This is a genomic window from Rhodococcus sp. NPDC003318, assembly GCF_042879035.1.
In the GTDB taxonomy this organism is placed as follows: Bacteria; Actinomycetota; Actinomycetes; order Mycobacteriales; family Mycobacteriaceae; genus Rhodococcus_G.
This window is the reverse complement of record NZ_JBIAOU010000013.1, coordinates 65177-82330: the sequence shown is the minus strand read 5'-3', so window position 1 is coordinate 82330 and position 17154 is coordinate 65177. Positions and strand designations below refer to the sequence as shown.

Sequence of the window (17154 nt, the reverse complement as noted above, 5' to 3'; positions counted from 1 at the left end):
GATTCCCGTGACAACCCGGCACACTCTCGGTGAGACTGTCCGCGCACTGCACGTTCGGGGCCCCACGGGTGTAACGGTGGGGCCACGATGCTGTATATACGCAGGGCGAGCCATTTCCGAATCGAGACCTTGTGCACGACTGGCTCGAGACATACGAACGACAAGCTGACGGCACGACGTCAACAGATCAAGGTGGGAAGATGCCCAAGTTTCGTGGATCCGGCCGACGTTTCGGCCGCATCGCGGCCGTCACGGCCGCGCTGACCGTCCTCCCGCTGCTCGGTGTCGGCGCCGTCGCGAACGCCGAACCCGAAGCGGTTGCGCCGAACGGATCCAAGCTCGAGCGCATCGACGGCACGGGCCGTGAGGTCACCGCCTACGTCTACTCCGCGTCGATGGACAAGACCATCCCGGTCAAGATCCAGCTGCCCGCCGACACCAGCGTGCCGCGTCCGACCCTGTACCTGCTCAACGGTGCAGGCGGCGGCGAGGACTCCGCGACCTGGCAGCGCCGGACCGATGTCGCCGAGTTCATGGCCGACAAGCCCGTCAACGTCGTCACCCCCGTCGGCGGTGCGTTCAGCTACTACACCGACTGGCGTAACGACGATCCGAAGCTCGGCCGCAACAAGTGGACGACCTTCCTGACCGAAGAGCTCCCGCCGATCATCGACACCGCGTTCGACGGCAACGGCGTGAACTCGCTGGCCGCGATCTCGATGACCGGAACCAGTGTCCTGAACCTGGCGATCAAGGCACCGGGCCTGTACAAGAGCGTCGCCGGCTACAGCGGCTGCGCCGAGACCAGCACCGAGGCCGGCCAGACCTACATCAAGCTCGTCGTCGAGTCCCGCGGCGGCGGCGACACCCTGAACATGTGGGGACCGACGGACGACCCGGCGTGGGTCGAGAACGACCCGGTCGTCAACGCCGAGAAGCTGCGCGGCACCCAGATCTACGTCTCGACCGGCAACGGCCTGCCCGGCCCGCACGAGACCGTCGAGCAGGCAGGCAGCCCGGCCGCGCTGGCCAACCAGATGCTGCTCGGCGGCGCCATCGAGGGCGCGACGCTGCTGTGCACGACCAACCTGGCCAAGCGCCTCGAGGAGTTGCAGATCCCCGCGACCTTCGACTTCCGCCCGAACGGCACCCACTCGTGGGGCTACTGGGAGGACGACCTGCACAAGTCGTGGCCGTGGATCGCCAACACGCTCGGCATCTGACGCACTGACGTCCGGCTGACCGCCAACGGCGCCGATCCCGCGAGCAGCGGGGTCGGCGCCGTTGCGCTGAGCGGAGTCGGCGGCGGGGTGAGAATGGTGCCGTGGACCGGACGGATGCGGCTCCGAAGCGTGTGGACGCCCCCACGAGTGCGGAACTGCTCGCGGCGCTGTCGCTGGCGATCGACCTCGGGCTCGGTCAGCCGATGGAGCACATGCTGCGCTCGTCCCTGATCGCGACGCGGCTCGCGGACCGGATCGGGGTCGGCGCCGCGGACCGCGGCGCCGCCTACTACGGCACCCTCGTCGGCTGGATCGGATGCCACGCCGACTCCCACGAGCTCGCCGCGCTCGTCGGCGACGACATCGCGTTCCGCGCCGACACCTATGACATCGAGATGGTCGGTGTGCCGATGCTGCGACTGATCCTGCGGCACGCCGGCGAGGACGCGTCGGCGTGGACGCGGGGGCTGCGCGCCGTCGCGTTCACCGTGACCGCCCGGTCCCGGCTCACGGACCTGATCTCCTCGCACTGCGCCTCGGCGCGGGTGCTCGCCGACCGCGTCGGGCTGGACGGGCAGGTCGGCGAGGCGCTCGCGTTCACCTTCGAGCGGTGGGACGGCAGGGGGCTGCCCGCCGGCGTCCGCGGTGACGCGATCCCGCTGCCGTCGCGGATGGTCGCGGTCGCCGACGTCGCCGAGGTGCACCTGCGGGCCGGGGGACCGGTCCGCTCGGTGGAGGTCGTCCGGGCCCGCCGCGGCAGCCAGTTCTGTCCGCGGGTGGTCGACGCGTTCGTCGCCGACGCCGCGGAGATCACCGGCGGCCTGCTCGACTGCGACGTGTGGTCGGAGGCGCTCGATCAGGCCCCGGACCGCGACCGGAGGCTGAGCGGCGACGAGCTCGACGCGTTCCTCGGCGCGATGGGGGAGTTCGTCGACCTCAAGTGCCCGTATCTGCTCGGCCATTCGCGGGCGGTCGCGGAGTCGGCGCGCGCGGCCGCGCGGCATCGTGGGATGTCGGACGGGGAGCAGCGGCGGCTGTACCGGGCGGGGCTGGTGCACGGCCTCGGGCGGATGGGGGTGTCGAACCGGATCTGGGAGAAGTCGGGGGCGCTGACGGCGTCCGAGTGGGAGCGGGTGCGGCTGTACCCGTATCTGACGGGGCGAATCCTCAGCCGGGTCGAGGGCCTCGCGGACGTCGTGGCGGTGGCGGCGGCGCATCGGGAGAGGCTCGACGGCAGCGGGTTTCCGCGGGGTACCACCGCGGCGGACCTGGATCCCGCGGCGCGGATGCTCGCTGCGGCCGACGCGTACCAGCGTCTGCGCGAACCGCGACCGTACCGGCCGGCGTACACCCCGGACGAGGCTGCGGAGGTGGTGCGCGGCGACGCCCGGGCGGGTCGACTCGAGCCCGAGGCGGTGGACGCCGTCCTGGCCGCCGCCGGCCATCGTGCCGCGCGCCGCAGCTCGTGGCCGGCCGGGCTCACCGACCGGGAGGTGCAGGTGCTGCGGTTGGTGGCGCAGGGATACACGAACCGGGAGATCGCTGCGCAGTTCGTCATCTCGGAGAAGACCGTGCGCAACCACGTCGAGCGGATCTACGGCAAGCTCGGTGTCCGCAACCGGATCCAGGCGTCCCTCGCGGCGATCGACCACGGCCTGGCGCGCTATCCGGCGGGCGTCGGCCCCGGCGAGTGAGTGCCCGAGAATGAGGCGGATGCCTCATGACCGGCGTCCGTCCGCGGCGAATGCTCGGATGCATGAACGAGAACACGAACGGCAACGGCGACAACGGCAGCTCCGGCAAGGCTGTGATCAGCCTGACCACGGGCCTCGAGGACGCGGAGAAGGTGACGGTGGCGTTCCTCGTCGCGGTCGGCGCCGCGGAGGGAGGTCGATCGACCCTGATGTTCCTGACCAAGGAGGCGGTGCGGCTCGCCGTCGAGGGCACCGTCCACGGGGTGGCGTGCAGCGGCTGCCCGCCGCTGCCGGATCTGGTGAAGCGGTTCGACGCAGCAGGAGGGCGCCTGCTGGTCTGCCCGATCTGCTTCGAGGCCAAGCACCTCGACGAGGCGGCACTGGTGTCGAACGCCGAGATCGGCGGCACCGTTCCGATGTGGCGGTGGATCGGCGACGGGGGAGCGGTCACCTTCAGCTACTGACAATCCACTGTCGGTGCGGTCCCCGCCGCGAGAGTATGGAACTGTGGAGACGATTCCGATTCAGGTTCCGGACGGCAGCACGGTTCCGGTGCGACTGTTCGCCGGCCGGGAGGCGGCGCCGGTCGTGGTGATCTTCCCCGGACTCGGGGTGCCGGGCGGCTACTACGACACCGTCGCGCAGGCGCTGGTGGACGGCGGGTTCAACGCGGCGATCGGCGAACTGCGCGGGCAGGGCGACAGCCGTCCCCGGCCGGGGCCGGACAGCGCCTACGGCTACCAGGAGCTCGTGTCGGTGGACTACCCGGCGATCTTCGAGGTGGTGCGGGAACACTTCGACGAGAGCACGCCGTACCTGTTGGGGCACAGCATGGGTGGGCAGTTGGGCGTCATGTACGCGGCCCGCGCCCGCGGTGGTCTGGGTGGGCTGATCCTGGTGGCGTCGGGCTCGCCGTTCCACCGCGGGCACGGTGTGGTGCGCGGCGCGGGTCTGCTGGTCGGGTCGGCGGCGATGTCGGTGACCGCGAACGTCGCCGGATTCTGGCCCGGTGACCGGCTCGACGTCGGCGGGTTCGGCAGGCAGTCGAAGGTGCTGATCTCGGACTGGTCCAGGTTCGCGCGGACCGGACTGATCGAGCCGGCCGGCGCCGACATCGACTACGAGGAGCGGATCGGCCGGCTCACCCTGCCGGTCCTGTCGATCTCGGTCGAGGGCGACGACCTGGCCCCGAAGTCCGCGATCCGCAACCTGGTCCGCAAACTCCCGAAGGCGGACGTCACCACGTGGCATCAGCAGGAGCCGCTCGGACACAACGGCTGGATCCGGCAGTGCGGGAGCACGGTCGACCGGATCGTGGCGTGGCTGCGCGATCGCGAGTGACGTGAACGCCCATGTGTCCGGAGCGCGATTCTCCCGATGACGCGACCGTCGCAGGCGGCCCGCTCACCGAACTCGGTGTGGCCGCCCGGTTCGCTCCCGGGGGCACCGGGTCCGAACCGGCGTCGCGGTCGGGCGGCCCCAGCGCGGGGGTCGTCGTCGACACCGGCGTCGCGCGGCTGGTCGCGGAGTGGGAGGAGGACAACCGTCCACCCGACGACCTGCGGGACTACCTTCCCGACACCGACGCGATCCGGCGTGCCGCACTGATCGAACTCGTCATGGTCGACCTCGCGTACCGGTGGATCCGGGTGCGCAGGCCGAAACGGATCGCCGACTACTGCCTCGAGTTCCCGGAACTGCTCACCGGCCCGATTCCGCCCGAGTTGATCTACGAGGAGTACCGCGTCCGGCGCCTCGCCGGTGAGGACGTCCGCGCCGACGACTACGTCGCCGAGTTCCCGGAGCAGGCGGAGCGTTTCGCGTGGCTGCTCGAGCACGACCCGCGGTCCGGCGACAGCGGCCCGTCGGCGCTGCCGGACAGCGGGGAGCTGCAGGTCGGCGAACGCCTCGACGACTTCGATCTGGTCGCCGAACTCGGGCACGGGGCGTTCGCCCGGGTGTTCCTCGCGCGGCAGACCGCGATGCAGCGGTGGGTGGCGTTGAAGCTGTCCCGCAACGTCGGGGCGGAGCCGCAGACCCTCGCCCAGCTCGACCACCCGTACATCGTGCGGGTCTACGACCAGCGGGTGCTCGAGGACCGCCGGCTGCGGGCGCTGTTCATGGAGTACGTGCCCGGTGGCACGCTGCTCGACGTCGTCCGGATGGTCCGGGCGACGCCCCCGCAGCGCCGAACCGGGCAACTGCTGCTCGATTCGATCGACCGGGAGCTCGCCCGCAAGGGCGTGACCGGTCCCGGGGAGTCGAGCGTGCGGGCCGAGGTGGCGGCGTTGTCGTGGCCGGAGACGGTGGCGTGGATCGGGTTGCGGCTGGCGGAGGCGCTCGAGTACGCCCGCGAACAGGGGGTCCTGCACCGCGACGTCAAACCCGCCAACGTGCTGTTGACGGCGGAGGGGATCCCGAAGCTCGCCGACTTCAACGTCAGTTCCGGAGACACCGTCGCGGTACCGGGGTCGACGGGCGTGGTGGCCGGGTCGCTGGCGTACATGTCGCCGGAGCAGCTGGCCCTGTCGGCGGGCGCGACGTCGGGTGCCGATCCGGGCGTCCGGATCGACACCCGCAGCGACATCTACTCGCTCGGCGTGATGATGTGGGAACTGCTGACGGGCGAGCGTCCCTTCCCGGACGCCGAGACGCCGGCCGAGGCGCTGGAGCGGCGCCGATCCGGTGTCGACGAGGCGACCGCGGCGCGGCTGCCCGAGGAATGTCCCGTGGCGTTGCGCCGGGTGCTGCTGACCGCGCTCGAGCCGCAGCCGGACCGGAGGTGGTCGACGGGGCGCAAGTTCGCCCGCCAGTTCGCGTTGTGCCTCGACCCGCGGGCCCGTGGCCTCGTCGACCCGAGTCCCGGGAGCCGACGGTCCGCGGCGGTGCCGTGGGCACTGCCGATCGTGCTCGCGGCGATCGGCATCCCGAACCTGCTCGCGACCGCCTTCAACTACTACTACAACCGGGAGACGATCATCCGCACCCTGAGCCCGGCGGCTCAGCAGAGCCTCGAACAGGTGCACCTGCTGATCGGGGTGGTGGCGTTCCCGCTCGGGGCGCTGCTGATCCTGTGGTGGTGCCGGCTCGCGATCACCGTGCCACGGGACGTCCAACGGGGCGTGGTGTACGACGAGCGGACCCTCGGCCGGGCCCGGCGGGCCACTCTCGCGCTCGGGCATCGCGCCGTCGTCGTGGCGTTCACGCTGTGGGTGGTCGCCGGTGTGCTGTATCCGGTCAGCCTGCAGCTCGTGGCCGGGGAGATTCCGCCCCGTACCTTCACACAGCTGCTGACGTCGCTGGCGGTGTGCGGGGCGGTGGCCGTCGCGTACCCGTACTTCTTCCTGACGCTGTACGCCGTCCGCAGTCTGTATCCGGTCCTGTTGTCGCACGGGGAGATTCACAGCGACGACGGCCGTGACCTGCGCGCGCTCGGGGTGCTCAGCACCCGCTACCTCGCGGTGGCGGCGTCGGTCCCGCTGATCGGGGTCGCGGGACTGAGCTTCGCGGGCGCCGATCGGCCCGGCTACGTCGATCTCACGGTCCGGCTGCTGTGCCTGGGCGGCATCGTCGGCTTCATCGCGGTGTACCAGCTGTTCCGGCGGATCGACGCGGACCTGCGGGCACTGCGCCGCGTCGTGACGCTCGGCTGAGCGCTTGTCGCCGAGTGTCCGCCTACCGACGCCACCACCCCGGGCGACGCACCCGTAGGTGCACACTCGGCGGTCAGCTCAGGGTGCGCCGGAGGAACTCGTACGCCAGCGCCGACTTGAACGCGAGCTGCGCGTTGTCGGCGGCGCCGCCGTGCCCACCCTCGATGTTCTCGTAGTACCAGACCTCGTGCCCCTCCTTCTCCAGCTGCGCCGCCATCTTGCGGGCGTGGCCGGGGTGCACCCGGTCGTCGCGGGTGGAGGTGGTGATCAGCACGGGCGGGTACGCGCGGTCGGGGTCGGTGTTCTGGTACGGCGAGTACTGCCCGATGAACTCCCACTGGGCGGGGTCGTCGGGGTCGCCGTACTCGGCCATCCACGACGCGCCCGCGAGCAGCAGGTGGTAGCGGCGCATGTCCAGCAGCGGCACCTGGCAGACGACGGCGCCGAACAGCTCCGGGTAGCGGGTGAGCATGACACCCATCAGCAGTCCGCCGTTGCTGCCGCCCTGCGCGCCGAGTTGCGCGACCGTGGTGACGCCGCGGTCGACGAGGTCGCGGGCGACGGCGGCGAAGTCCTCGAACGCCTTGTGCCGTCCGGCCTTCAGTGCCTGGGTGTGCCACGACGGTCCGTACTCGCCGCCGCCGCGGATGTTCGCGACGACGTAGGTTCCGCCGCGTTCGAGCCAGCCGAGGCCGAGGGCTCCGCCGTAGCCGGGGAGCATCGAGTTCTCGAAGCCGCCGTAGCCGTACAGCAACGTCGGACCCGGCCCGGCGCCGTCGCGGCGCACCACGAAGTAGGGCACCGCGGTGCCGTCGTCGGAGGTCGCGAAGTGCTGCGCGACGGACAGATTCGCGGTGTCGAAGAAGGCGGGTGCCTGCTTGAGCGCCTCGATCGGTGCGCCGACGTACCCGTGCAGCAGCGTCGCCGGCGTCAGGTATCCGCTGGAGTTGAGGAAGAACTCGTCGGACTCGACCGGGTCGACGTCGATCACGTCGGTCGAGGTGAGCTCGGGGACGCCGTCCAGTGGGGTGTCCGTCCAGCCGTCCGCGCCGGGGGTGAGCACCCGCAGCCTGGTCTGCACGTCCGACAGCGTCACCAGCAGCAGGTGGTTGCGGGTCCACACGTACTGCTCGAGCGAGGTGTGCGCATCGGGCGCGAAGAGCACCGTCAGGTCGCGGGAGCCGGCGAGGTGATCGGCGTAGCGGGCCGCGAGCAGGGTGCCCGCCGGGTGGGTGATCCCGTCGACCGTCCAGTCCGACCGCACCCGGATCAGCAGCCACTCGCGGTGCACCGACACCCGGGCGTCCTCGGGGGCTTCGATCCGGACGAGGGTGCCGTCGGACGCGATCTCGTACCGCTGCGAGGTGAAGAAGTCGACGGACCGCTCGGCGAAGCTGCGCTCGAATCCGGGGGTGCGGTCGTACCAGGCCGACACCGCGACGTCGGTGTGCTCGCCCTCGAACACCGGGTCCGCCGAACCGATGTCGGTGCCGCGGCGCCACCGCAGCGCGATCCTCGGGTAGCCGGAGTCGGTGAGCGTGCCGGGCCCGGTGTCGGTGCCGACGTAGACGGTGTCGATGTCGATCCAGTCGATGTCGGACTTCGCCTCGGGCAGGAAGAAGCCGCCCTCCTCGGCCGGGACGAACCGCCGGTTCGCGAGGTCGAACTCGCGGATCACGACGGCGTCGGCTCCGCCGCGCGACAGGCTGACCAGCGCGCGGGTCTGGTCGGTGGCGTCGTCGGCCCGCAGCACCAGCGCGCCGGACCACACCCAGTTCTCGCCTTCGGCGTCGGCGATCGCGTCCAGGTCGGCGAGAACCTCCCAGTCGGGGGAGTCCGTGCGGTACGAGTCCATCGTCGTGCGCCGCCACAGGCCGCGCACGTGGTCGGCGTCGCGCCAGTAGTTGTACAGCCACGCACCGCGGCGTCGCACGTAGGGGATGCGGGCGTCGGTGTCGAACACCGCCCGGATCCGGTCGCGCAGGCCGGTGAACTCCGGGTTGTCGGTGTACTCGGCGACGGTGCGGGCGTTGCGTTCGCGTACCCAGTCGAGGGCGTCCTCGCCGGTGACGTCCTCGAGCCAGAGATGCGGGTCGGTGGGGTCGGATGCCATGCGTCATTGATACCCCGCGGCGTCTGATGAGGCGCGGCGGGTCGAACTCGTCGTCGATCGTGCGACCGCACACTCGACGTCCGGGTACGCCGGGACCGGCCGACGAGAAGGGCCCCGCACGGACGGTGCGGGGCCCTTCTCGTGGTGGCGCAGCGGAACCTACGCGCCGATCGACGCGGCCAGCATCGGCCACGCCTCGTGCAGGGCGTCCTGCCAGTAGCCCCACGAGTGGGTGCCCGCCGGGCGGAAGTCGAAGGTGGCGGGGATCCCGAGGTCGGAGAGCCGGTTCTGCAGGTTGTGGGTGCACTGGTTCGCGGCGGCCTCGATGACGCCGCCGAGGATCACCTGGTTGGCCAGGACGGCCGCGTTGCCGTTGATCCCGGGGGAGGTGAGGGTGTCGTGGTCGCCGGGCAGTCCGGACGAGGAGGAGATGAACAACTGCAGGCCGCGCAGCTTCTCCGCGTTGACGACCGGGTCGTTCGCCGGCCAGCCCGGGCCGTCGTACGGGCCCCACATGTTGGTCGCGTCGCCGCCGCCTCGGGACTCGACCACGGCGCGGACGTAGAACTGACCGGATTCGGTCGAGGTCTCGGCGCAGCCGCTGAAGGCGCCGACGCTCTCGTACAGGCCGGGTGCGTCGATCGCGAGGTTCAGCACGGAGGTGCCGGCCATCGAGATGCCGGCGATCGAGTTGACGCCGGTGGTGTCGAACGCGTCGTCGATGATCGGCGGCAGTTCCCGGGTGAGGAAGGTCGTCCACTTGTTGCGGCCGAGCTCCGGGTCGTCCTTCTCCCAGTCCGTGTAGTAGCTGAACGCGCCGCCGATGGGGGTCACCACGTTGACGTTCTTGTCCGCGAAGAAGTCCATCACGTCGGTCCGCTGCTGCCAGGTCGCGGAGTCCTCGCCGCCGCCCGCGCCGTTGAGGAGGTACAGCGTGGGCCGCGGTGCGCTGGTGTCGGCGGGCAGGATGACCTCGACCGGGATCACGCGGTCCATCGCCGCGGAGTACACCTGCGCGGTCACCAGGCGGTCACTGTCCCGGTCGATCCGTTCGAGGTACGACGCGTCGCCGCTCACGGCGGTGCGCACGGTCGGTGCCGCCGTCGCGAGGGCCGGTGCGACGAACAGCGGCAGGGTGGTCAGCGCGGTGACCACGGCGAGCGTGCGCGCGCGGGTGGAGATCCGAGGCATGAGGAAACCTTTGACAGTCGTGGGATGGCGTCGGAGCGACGACGGCCCTGGTCCTGCAACCTTTGTACCGGAGCCCCGGGTGCTTAGCCAGGTTAAGGTTGCGGGGCGCCGATCCCGGCGTGGAGGGTGGTCGTGGACCCGGTCCTGACGGGCCCACGACCACCGGTGACGATTCTCGTCGCCCGCGACGCCGTTGTGCCCGGTTCCGTGCAGGATTCGTCGACAATGTGGCCCACGCGGACGACACCGGGGCCGAACACCGGTCCCTACCGGCCGGTAAGGGGACCGTGCCGGGACAGCGAATCGGGGCAGGACTACGCTGGTAGCTCGTGACCTCACACTATGACGTCGTTGTCCTCGGTGCCGGTCCCGGTGGGTATGTCGCAGCCATCCGCGCGGCGCAGCTGGGCCTGAAAACCGCCATCATCGAAGAGAAGTACTGGGGCGGTGTCTGCCTGAACGTGGGCTGCATCCCGTCCAAGGCCCTTCTCCGCAATGCCGAACTTGCGCACATCTTCACCAAAGAGGCCAAGACCTTCGGCATCTCGGGGGAGGCGTCTTTCGACTTCGGCGCGGCATTCGACCGCAGCCGCCAGGTCGCGGACGGCCGCGTCAAGGGCGTCCACTTCCTGATGAAGAAGAACAAGATCGACGAGTTCGACGGCCGCGGCACGTTCACCGGCCCGAACGCCATCGACGTCGCGCTCAGCAAGGGCGGCACCGAGTCGGTCACCTTCGACAACGTCATCATCGCCACCGGCAGCACGACCAAGCTGCTGCCCGGCACCTCGCTCAGCCGCAACGTCGTCACCTACGAGGAGCAGATCCTCACCCGTGACCTGCCCGGTTCCATCCTCATCGTCGGCGCGGGCGCCATCGGTATGGAGTTCGGCTACGTCCTGAAGAACTACGGGGTCGACGTCACCATCGTCGAGTTCCTCGACCGCGCCCTGCCGAACGAGGACGCGGACGTCTCCAAGGAGATCGCCAAGCAGTACAAGAAGCTCGGCGTCACCATCAAGACCGGCGCCGCTGTCCAGACCATCGAGGACGACGGCGCCAAGGTCACCGTCGCGATCAAGGACAACAAGTCCGGTGTGGTCGAGACGGTCGTCGTCGACAAGGTCCTGCAGTCCGTCGGCTTCGCTCCGAACGTGACCGGCTTCGGCCTGGAGAACACCGGTGTCGCGCTCACCGACCGTGGCGCCATCGCGATCGACGAGCGGATGCGCACCAACGTGCCCGGCATCTACGCGATCGGTGACGTCACCGCCAAGCTGCAGCTCGCGCACGTCGCGGAGGCGCAGGGCGTCGTCGCGGCCGAGACCATCGGCGGAGCCGAGACGCTCGAGCTGGGCGACTACCGGATGATGCCGCGCGCCACGTTCTGCCAGCCGCAGGTCGCCAGCTTCGGTCTGACCGAGGAGCAGGCGCGGGCGGAGGGCTACGACGTGAAGGTCGCGACCTTCCCGTTCACCGCGAACGGCAAGGCGCACGGCCTGGCCGACCCGACCGGCTTCGTCAAGCTGATCGCGGACAAGACCCACGGCGAGCTCATCGGCGGCCACCTGATCGGCCCCGACGTCTCCGAGCTGCTGCCCGAGCTGACCCTCGCGCAGAAGTGGGATCTGACCGTCAACGAGCTGGCCCGCAACGTGCACACGCACCCGACCCTGTCGGAGGCGCTGCAGGAGGCCATCCACGGCCTCGCCGGTCACATGATCAACTTCTAGGCGTTCGGCCGCTTTCTCCCCACGAGCCGCCCACCACGACATTCCGTGGTGGGCGGCTCGCTTTCGCCGAATTCTCGGCTACCACGGCTGCCGCGTCAGGATCCAGACGACCCGCCGGAGGACCCCGACGAGCCGCTACTGCCGGTGGGAGGCAGCGGGTTGCCCTCGTCGTCGCCCGGGAACGAGATCGGCGCGCCGGGACCGCATGCGCCCGGGTTCGGCTCGTTGGTGGTGACGAAGTAGAGAACACCGTAGTAGGGGAATACGCACCCGTAGAACGTCACGGGCTCAGCTGAGGCCTGACCGCCACCGAACGTCATGGCCGTGGCGACTCCGCCGCTGACGGCGAGCCCGGCTGCAATCTTCTTGAGATTCATGATTCAGCTCCTGATGGGTCGAATTGACGATCTCGGAACAGATCAGTGATCTGTACCGCGTGGAGCCGCGCCTTCGGTGACGGTTCGAATGCACTGAAACCCCTTCGTGATCTACCGTGATCGACCCCACCGGTGGCTGGCCGGCGGCGTCGCCCACCCGTGCCGGGGACTCCCCGTGAGGGCTTGTTTACGTCGTAGAAATCTGTGCAACCAACTGGTGATCGACAGACATTCCGGGGCAACAACTTCCGCCTAATGTCTGCACTCGTCGCGAATACCTCGCTGTATACGCCGACCGGATACAGGCTTCACCAGCAGGTCCTCCCCTCGCACGTTCTCGACCGAAAGGCCCGTACATGCGTCACCTCTCGAAGCGCGCCCTCGCGACTCCCGCCGCCGTCGCCGCGCTCGGCCTCGTGCTGACCGGCTGCGGCAGCAAGGCATCCGACACCGCGTCCGGCGAGTCCACCGCGACCTCGTGCGTCGACACCTCCGGCGACACGATCAAGGTCGGCTCGCTCAACTCCCTGTCGGGGACGATGGCGATCTCCGAGGTCACCGTCCGCGACTCCATCGCGCTGGCCGTCGAGGAGATCAACGCCTCCGGCGGTGTGCTCGGCAAGCAGATCCAGGTCGTCGGCGAGGACGGCGCGTCGGAGCCGACGGTGTTCGCCGAGAAGGCCGAGAAGCTGATCAGCAGCGACTGCGTCGCGGCCGTCTTCGGCGGCTGGACGTCGTCGAGCCGCAAGGCGATGCTGCCGGTGTTCGAGGACAACAACGCGCTGCTCTACTACCCGGTGCAGTACGAGGGCCTCGAGGACTCGGAGAACATCTTCTACACCGGCGCCACCACGAACCAGCAGATCATCCCGGCACTGGACTATCTCGAGGAGAAGGGCGTCAAGTCCCTGTACCTCGTCGGCAGCGACTACGTCTTCCCGCAGACCGCGAACCGGATCATCAAGGCCTACGCCGCGGCCAACGGTATCGAGATCAAGGGCGAGGACTACACCCCGCTCGGCTCCACCGACTTCTCGACGATCGTCAACAAGGTCCGCACCGCCGACGCCGACGCCGTGTTCAACACCCTCAACGGCGACTCCAACGTCGCGTTCTTCCGCGAGTACAAGAACGTCGGTCTGACCGCGCAGGACATGCCGGTCGTGTCGGTGTCCATCGCGGAGGAGGAGGTCGGTGGCATCGGTGTGCAGAACATCGAGGGCCAGCTGACCGCGTGGAACTACTACCAGACCATCGACAGCCCCGAGAACAAGACGTTCGTCGAGGCGTACAAGGCCAAGTACGGCCAGAACAAGCCCACCTCGGACCCGATGGAAGCGGCGTACACCTCGGTCTACCTGTGGAAGAACACGGTCGAGAAGGCGAACTCCTTTGCCGTGGCGGACATTCAGGCCAACGCGGACGGCGTGACGTTCGACGCGCCGGAGGGCACGGTCACGATCGACGGGTCGAACCACCACATCACGAAGACGGCGCGGATCGGTGAGATCCGCGGCGACGGCCTGATCTACACGGTGTGGGACTCGGGTCAGCCGATCACCCCGGACCCGTACCTCGAGTCGTACCCGTGGGCCGCGGACATGAGCAAGCAGTAGTGGTGGGCCGCGACGAAGCCGACCGGCGGGGAGGGAGTACATCGTGGATGTCGTGATCGGACAGCTGTTCACGGGTCTGAGCATCGGGTCGATCCTGCTGCTCGCGGCGCTGGGGCTGTCGTTGACGTTCGGCCAGATGGGCGTGATCAACATGGCCCACGGTGAGTTCATCATGGCGGGCTCGTACACGGCATACGTGGTGCAGCAGGTGATCTCGAGTGCCACCGGCTCGCTGCTGGTGTCCCTGCTGGTCGGGTTCGTCGTCGGTGGCCTCATGGGCGCACTGCTCGAGACGACGCTGATCAAGCGCATGTACCACCGCCCACTGGACACGCTGCTGGTGACCTTCGGTGTGGGGTTGATCCTGCAGCAGCTGGCGCGGGACATCTTCGGGGCGCCCGCGGTCAATGTTGTTGCTCCCCAGTGGCTCTCGGGTGGTGTGGAGATCCTCGGCGCGGTGGTGCCGAAGACCCGCATCTTCATCCTGGTGCTGGCGGTCGTCGCGGTGACGGTGCTGGCGACGGCGGTCAAGCGGTCGCCGATGGGCCGGCGGATGCGGGCGGTGGTGCAGAACCGGGATCTCGCCGAGACCAGCGGCATCTCGTCGCGGCGCACCGATGTGACGACGTTCTTCATCGGGTCGGGTCTGGCGGGTGTGGCGGGTGTGGCGCTGACGTTGATCGGGTCGACGAGCCCGACGATCGGGCAGTTCTACCTGATCGACGCGTTCCTGGTGGTCGTCGTCGGTGGTCTCGGTCAGATGAAGGGGGCGGTGATCGCGGCGTTCGCCCTCGGCATCCTCAATTCGTTCATCGAGTACTCGACCACGGCGTCGATCGCGAAGGTGATCGTGTTCGTGATCATCGTGGTCTTCCTCCAGGTCCGGCCGCAGGGCCTGTTCGCTGTCAAGACGAGGAGCCTGGTGTGAGCGTGCTGACGAATCCCAAGGTGCGGGTGTGGGGCGGGTTCGCCCTGGCCGCGGTGATCCTGTTCGGGGTGGCGCCCGCGGCGCTGTCCGACTTCCGGCTCGGTCTGCTCGGCAAGTTCCTGTGCTTCGCGATCGTGGCCGTCGGTATCGGATTGGCCTGGGGCCGAGGGGGAATGCTCACCCTCGGGCAGGGCGTGTTCTTCGGTATCGGCGCCTACGCGATGGCGATGCACCTCAAGATCGCCGACGCGCAGCTGCGCGGGGACGCGGTGCCGGACTTCATGCAGATCGCGGGCATGACGGAACTGCCCGGGTACTGGAAGCCGTTCGCGTCACCGGTTTTCGCACTCGGCGCGGTTCTGCTGTTGCCCGCGCTGGTGGCGCTGGTACTCGGGCTCGGCGTGTTCAAGCGGCGGGTCAAGGGCGCCTACTTCGCGATCCTCTCGCAGGCCCTGGCGGCGGCATTCGCGATCCTGCTGGTCGGCCAGCAGTCCATCGGTGGCAGCAACGGCCTCAACCGGTTCCGGACGTTCTTCGGGTTCAACCTGGCCGACCCGGCGAACAAGCGGATGCTGTTCTTCATCGCCGCGGCGGTGCTGCTGCTGTCGGTGGCACTGATCCGGCAGCTGATGTACTCGCGGTACGGCGAACTGCTCGTCGCGGTACGCGATCAGGAGGAACGGGTCCGGTTCCTCGGTTACGACCCGGCCAACGTCAAGCTCGTCGCCTACGTGGTCGCCGCGTTCCTCGCCGGCATCGCGGGCGCGCTGTTCGTGCCGATCGTCGGGATCATCTCCCCGGCGGACGTGGGCATCGTTCCGTCGCTGGCCTTCCTGATCGGGGTAGCGATCGGCGGCCGCGCGACCCTGCTCGGCCCGGTACTCGGCGCGATCGGCGTGGCGTGGGCGCAGTCCGCGTTCTCCGAGTCGTTCCCGTCCGGCTGGATCTACGCGCAGGGTCTGCTGTTCGTCGTGGTCGTCGGATTCTTCCCGGCCGGCGTCGCCGGGTTGGTGATGATGCTGCGTCGCCGCAGGCCCGGGGCGCAGCCCCCGGCCGATGCCACCGCCGCGACGTCCGCGCGGCCCGAACCGGTGAAGGTGTCCTGAATGAGCGAAACGATGCACGCCCACAAGGCTCCGGAGGCAGGCGGCAACGCCGGCATGTCCAGCGAGTACCTCGAGATCCGCGGTCTGTCGGTCGGTTTCGACGGATTCAAGGCCGTCGACAACGTGGATCTGATGCTGCTGCAGGGTGACCTGCGGTTCCTGATCGGCCCGAACGGTGCGGGCAAGACCACCCTGGTCGACGCGATCACCGGTCTGGTGCCCGCGACGGGGTCCGTGTCCAAGTCGGGTGTCGAACTGGTCGGGAAGAAGGTGCACCACATCGCCCGCCTCGGCGTCGGGCGCACCTTCCAGACGGCGAGCGTGTTCGAGGAACTGTCGGTACTGCAGAACCTCGACATCGCCGCCGGCGCCGGGCGTTCGGCGTGGACGCTGCTGCGGCGCCGCACGCACGTGCTGCCGCAGATCGAGGAAGCGCTGGAGACGATCGGCCTGACGAAACAGCGCGACACGGCGGCCGGGATCCTCGCGCACGGACAGAAGCAGTGGCTCGAGATCGGCATGCTGCTGGTGCAGAACGCGGATGTGCTGCTGCTCGACGAACCGGTCGCCGGCATGAGCCTCGAGGAACGCGAGGAGACCGGCAACCTGCTGCGACGCATCGGCGGTGAACGGACCGTCGTCGTCGTCGAACACGACATGGACTTCATGCGGGCGTTCGCGACGTCGGTGACCGTCCTCGCCGCGGGGAAGGTGCTCTCCGAGGGCACCGTCACGCAGGTGCAGGCCGATCCGAAGGTCCAGGCCGTCTACCTCGGGACCGCAGGGGACTCGGCACATTCACAGGAGGAGGCATGACGATGCTCGAACTCGTCGACGTCCGTGCCGGATACGGCCGCACCGAGGTCGTGCACGGGGTCTCGCTGACCGTCCCCGACGGTGGGGTGGCCGCGGTGATGGGGCACAACGGTGCCGGCAAGACGACCCTGCTGCGGGCCGCGGTCGGGTTGATCAAGACCGACTCGGGCAAGATCCTGTTCGGCGGCGAGGACATCACCGGGCTGCGGCCCAGCGCCCGCGTGGCCCGCGGCCTGGCGTACGTGCCGCAGGGGCAGCAGTCGTTCGGACAGCTCACCACGGCGGAGAACCTGCAGGTGGTCGCCGACGGACGCAAGCGGGGCAAGGCGTTGATCGCCGAGGCACTCGACCTGTTCCCGGCGCTGACCGGGCTGCTCGACCGCCGCGCCGGGCTGCTCTCCGGCGGGCAGCGGCAGCAGTTGGCGATCGCGCGGGCACTGATCACCGAACCGAAGGTGCTGATCCTCGACGAACCCACCGAGGGCATCCAGCCGAACGTCGTCGCCGAGATCGAACGCACCATCGTCGACCTGACCCGCCGCGGCGACCTGAGCGTGCTCCTGGTCGAGCAGCACATCGGGTTCGCGCTGCAAGCCGCCCAGCACTACAGCGTCCTCGCCGCCGGGTACGTCACCTCCACCGGAACCGGGGGCGCCGAGTCCGCCGACGCCGTCCGCGCAGCGATGGCCATCTGATCATGACGG

At 69.4% G+C, this 17154-nt stretch carries 14 protein-coding genes; 11 read left to right on the top strand and 3 right to left on the bottom strand.

The genetic code is table 11. The features are described from left to right. Positions 1-200 precede the first annotated feature (200 nt). From ACFYVR_RS19500 to ACFYVR_RS19480, 5 genes are all read left to right on the top strand, one after another. A complete protein-coding gene (locus ACFYVR_RS19500; RefSeq protein WP_387476143.1) occupies positions 201-1223 on the top strand; it encodes an alpha/beta hydrolase in 1023 nt (340 codons plus the stop codon). A 203-nt stretch (positions 1224-1426) separates the two neighbouring features. Then, the gene (locus ACFYVR_RS19495) at positions 1427-2917 is read left to right on the top strand and encodes an HD domain-containing phosphohydrolase (protein ID WP_387476259.1); all 1491 of its coding nucleotides are present in this window, start codon (positions 1427-1429) and stop codon (positions 2915-2917) included. A gap of 62 nt (positions 2918-2979) precedes the next feature. After that, a complete protein-coding gene (locus ACFYVR_RS19490; protein ID WP_387476141.1) occupies positions 2980-3381 on the top strand; it encodes a peroxiredoxin in 402 nt (133 codons plus the stop codon). Positions 3382-3424: 43 nt separating this feature from the next. Next, positions 3425-4258, top strand: coding sequence for an alpha/beta fold hydrolase (locus ACFYVR_RS19485; protein ID WP_387476139.1), 834 nt, complete (start codon positions 3425-3427; stop codon positions 4256-4258). 11 nt (positions 4259-4269) lie between these two features. Beyond that, entirely contained in the window at positions 4270-6570 is a 2301-nt protein-coding gene (locus tag ACFYVR_RS19480; RefSeq protein WP_387476137.1) for a protein kinase, read from the top strand. Between the two features lie 73 nt (positions 6571-6643). Here ACFYVR_RS19480 and ACFYVR_RS19475 read toward each other — a convergent pair whose 3' ends face one another. Continuing rightward, positions 6644-8683 (bottom strand): prolyl oligopeptidase family protein, encoded by a 2040-nt coding sequence (locus ACFYVR_RS19475; protein WP_387476135.1) that lies wholly within the window; start codon positions 8681-8683, stop codon positions 6644-6646. Between the two features lie 159 nt (positions 8684-8842). Beyond that, complete coding sequence (locus ACFYVR_RS19470; protein WP_387476133.1) at positions 8843-9874, bottom strand: alpha/beta hydrolase; 1032 nt, start codon at positions 9872-9874, stop codon at positions 8843-8845. Between the two features lie 329 nt (positions 9875-10203). Between ACFYVR_RS19470 and lpdA the strand changes: the two genes are divergently transcribed. After that, positions 10204-11607: a dihydrolipoyl dehydrogenase gene (gene lpdA, locus ACFYVR_RS19465; protein ID WP_387476131.1), complete on the top strand. Its 1404-nt coding sequence runs from the start codon at positions 10204-10206 to the stop codon at positions 11605-11607. Positions 11608-11702: 95 nt separating this feature from the next. On the opposite strand, the gene ACFYVR_RS19460 is transcribed toward lpdA, so the two are convergent. Then, complete coding sequence (locus ACFYVR_RS19460) at positions 11703-11984, bottom strand: hypothetical protein (RefSeq protein ID WP_387476130.1); 282 nt, start codon at positions 11982-11984, stop codon at positions 11703-11705. A 356-nt stretch (positions 11985-12340) separates the two neighbouring features. Between ACFYVR_RS19460 and urtA the strand changes: the two genes are divergently transcribed. Genes urtA through urtE form a run of 5 tightly spaced genes read left to right on the top strand, consistent with a single transcriptional unit; the run spans position 12341 to position 17145 of the window. Continuing rightward, complete coding sequence (urtA, locus tag ACFYVR_RS19455; protein WP_387476129.1) at positions 12341-13600, top strand: urea ABC transporter substrate-binding protein; 1260 nt, start codon at positions 12341-12343, stop codon at positions 13598-13600. 43 nt (positions 13601-13643) lie between these two features. Then, positions 13644-14528, top strand: a complete 885-nt coding sequence (gene urtB / locus ACFYVR_RS19450; RefSeq protein WP_387476127.1) for an urea ABC transporter permease subunit UrtB — start codon at positions 13644-13646, stop codon at positions 14526-14528. Then, positions 14525-15634 (top strand): urea ABC transporter permease subunit UrtC, encoded by a 1110-nt coding sequence (urtC, locus tag ACFYVR_RS19445; RefSeq protein WP_387476125.1) that lies wholly within the window; start codon positions 14525-14527, stop codon positions 15632-15634. Before urtB ends, urtC begins: the two co-directional genes overlap by 4 nt. Next, positions 15635-16450 (top strand): urea ABC transporter ATP-binding protein UrtD, encoded by an 816-nt coding sequence (urtD, locus tag ACFYVR_RS19440; protein ID WP_387476123.1) that lies wholly within the window; start codon positions 15635-15637, stop codon positions 16448-16450. It begins immediately after the preceding gene. A 2-nt stretch (positions 16451-16452) separates the two neighbouring features. Next, positions 16453-17145: an urea ABC transporter ATP-binding subunit UrtE gene (urtE, locus tag ACFYVR_RS19435; RefSeq protein ID WP_387476257.1), complete on the top strand. Its 693-nt coding sequence runs from the start codon at positions 16453-16455 to the stop codon at positions 17143-17145. The last annotated feature ends 9 nt before the right edge of the window (positions 17146-17154 follow it).

What these genes read in the sequence shown, in the direction of transcription:
- ACFYVR_RS19490 (WP_387476141.1), top strand. Translation starts at nt 2,980, where the DNA reads ATGAACGAGAACACGAACGGCAACGGCGACAACGGCAGCTCCGGCAAG.
- urtD (WP_387476123.1), top strand. Translation starts at nt 15,635, where the DNA reads ATGAGCGAAACGATGCACGCCCACAAGGCTCCGGAGGCAGGCGGCAAC.
- ACFYVR_RS19495 (WP_387476259.1), top strand. Translation starts at nt 1,427, where the DNA reads ATGGAGCACATGCTGCGCTCGTCCCTGATCGCGACGCGGCTCGCGGAC.
- ACFYVR_RS19500 (WP_387476143.1), top strand. Translation starts at nt 201, where the DNA reads ATGCCCAAGTTTCGTGGATCCGGCCGACGTTTCGGCCGCATCGCGGCC.
- urtA (WP_387476129.1), top strand. Translation starts at nt 12,341, where the DNA reads ATGCGTCACCTCTCGAAGCGCGCCCTCGCGACTCCCGCCGCCGTCGCC.
- ACFYVR_RS19470 (WP_387476133.1), bottom strand. Translation starts at nt 9,874, where the DNA reads ATGCCTCGGATCTCCACCCGCGCGCGCACGCTCGCCGTGGTCACCGCG.
- urtE (WP_387476257.1), top strand. Translation starts at nt 16,453, where the DNA reads ATGCTCGAACTCGTCGACGTCCGTGCCGGATACGGCCGCACCGAGGTC.
- ACFYVR_RS19460 (WP_387476130.1), bottom strand. Translation starts at nt 11,984, where the DNA reads ATGAATCTCAAGAAGATTGCAGCCGGGCTCGCCGTCAGCGGCGGAGTC.
- ACFYVR_RS19480 (WP_387476137.1), top strand. Translation starts at nt 4,270, where the DNA reads ATGTGTCCGGAGCGCGATTCTCCCGATGACGCGACCGTCGCAGGCGGC.
- ACFYVR_RS19475 (WP_387476135.1), bottom strand. Translation starts at nt 8,683, where the DNA reads ATGGCATCCGACCCCACCGACCCGCATCTCTGGCTCGAGGACGTCACC.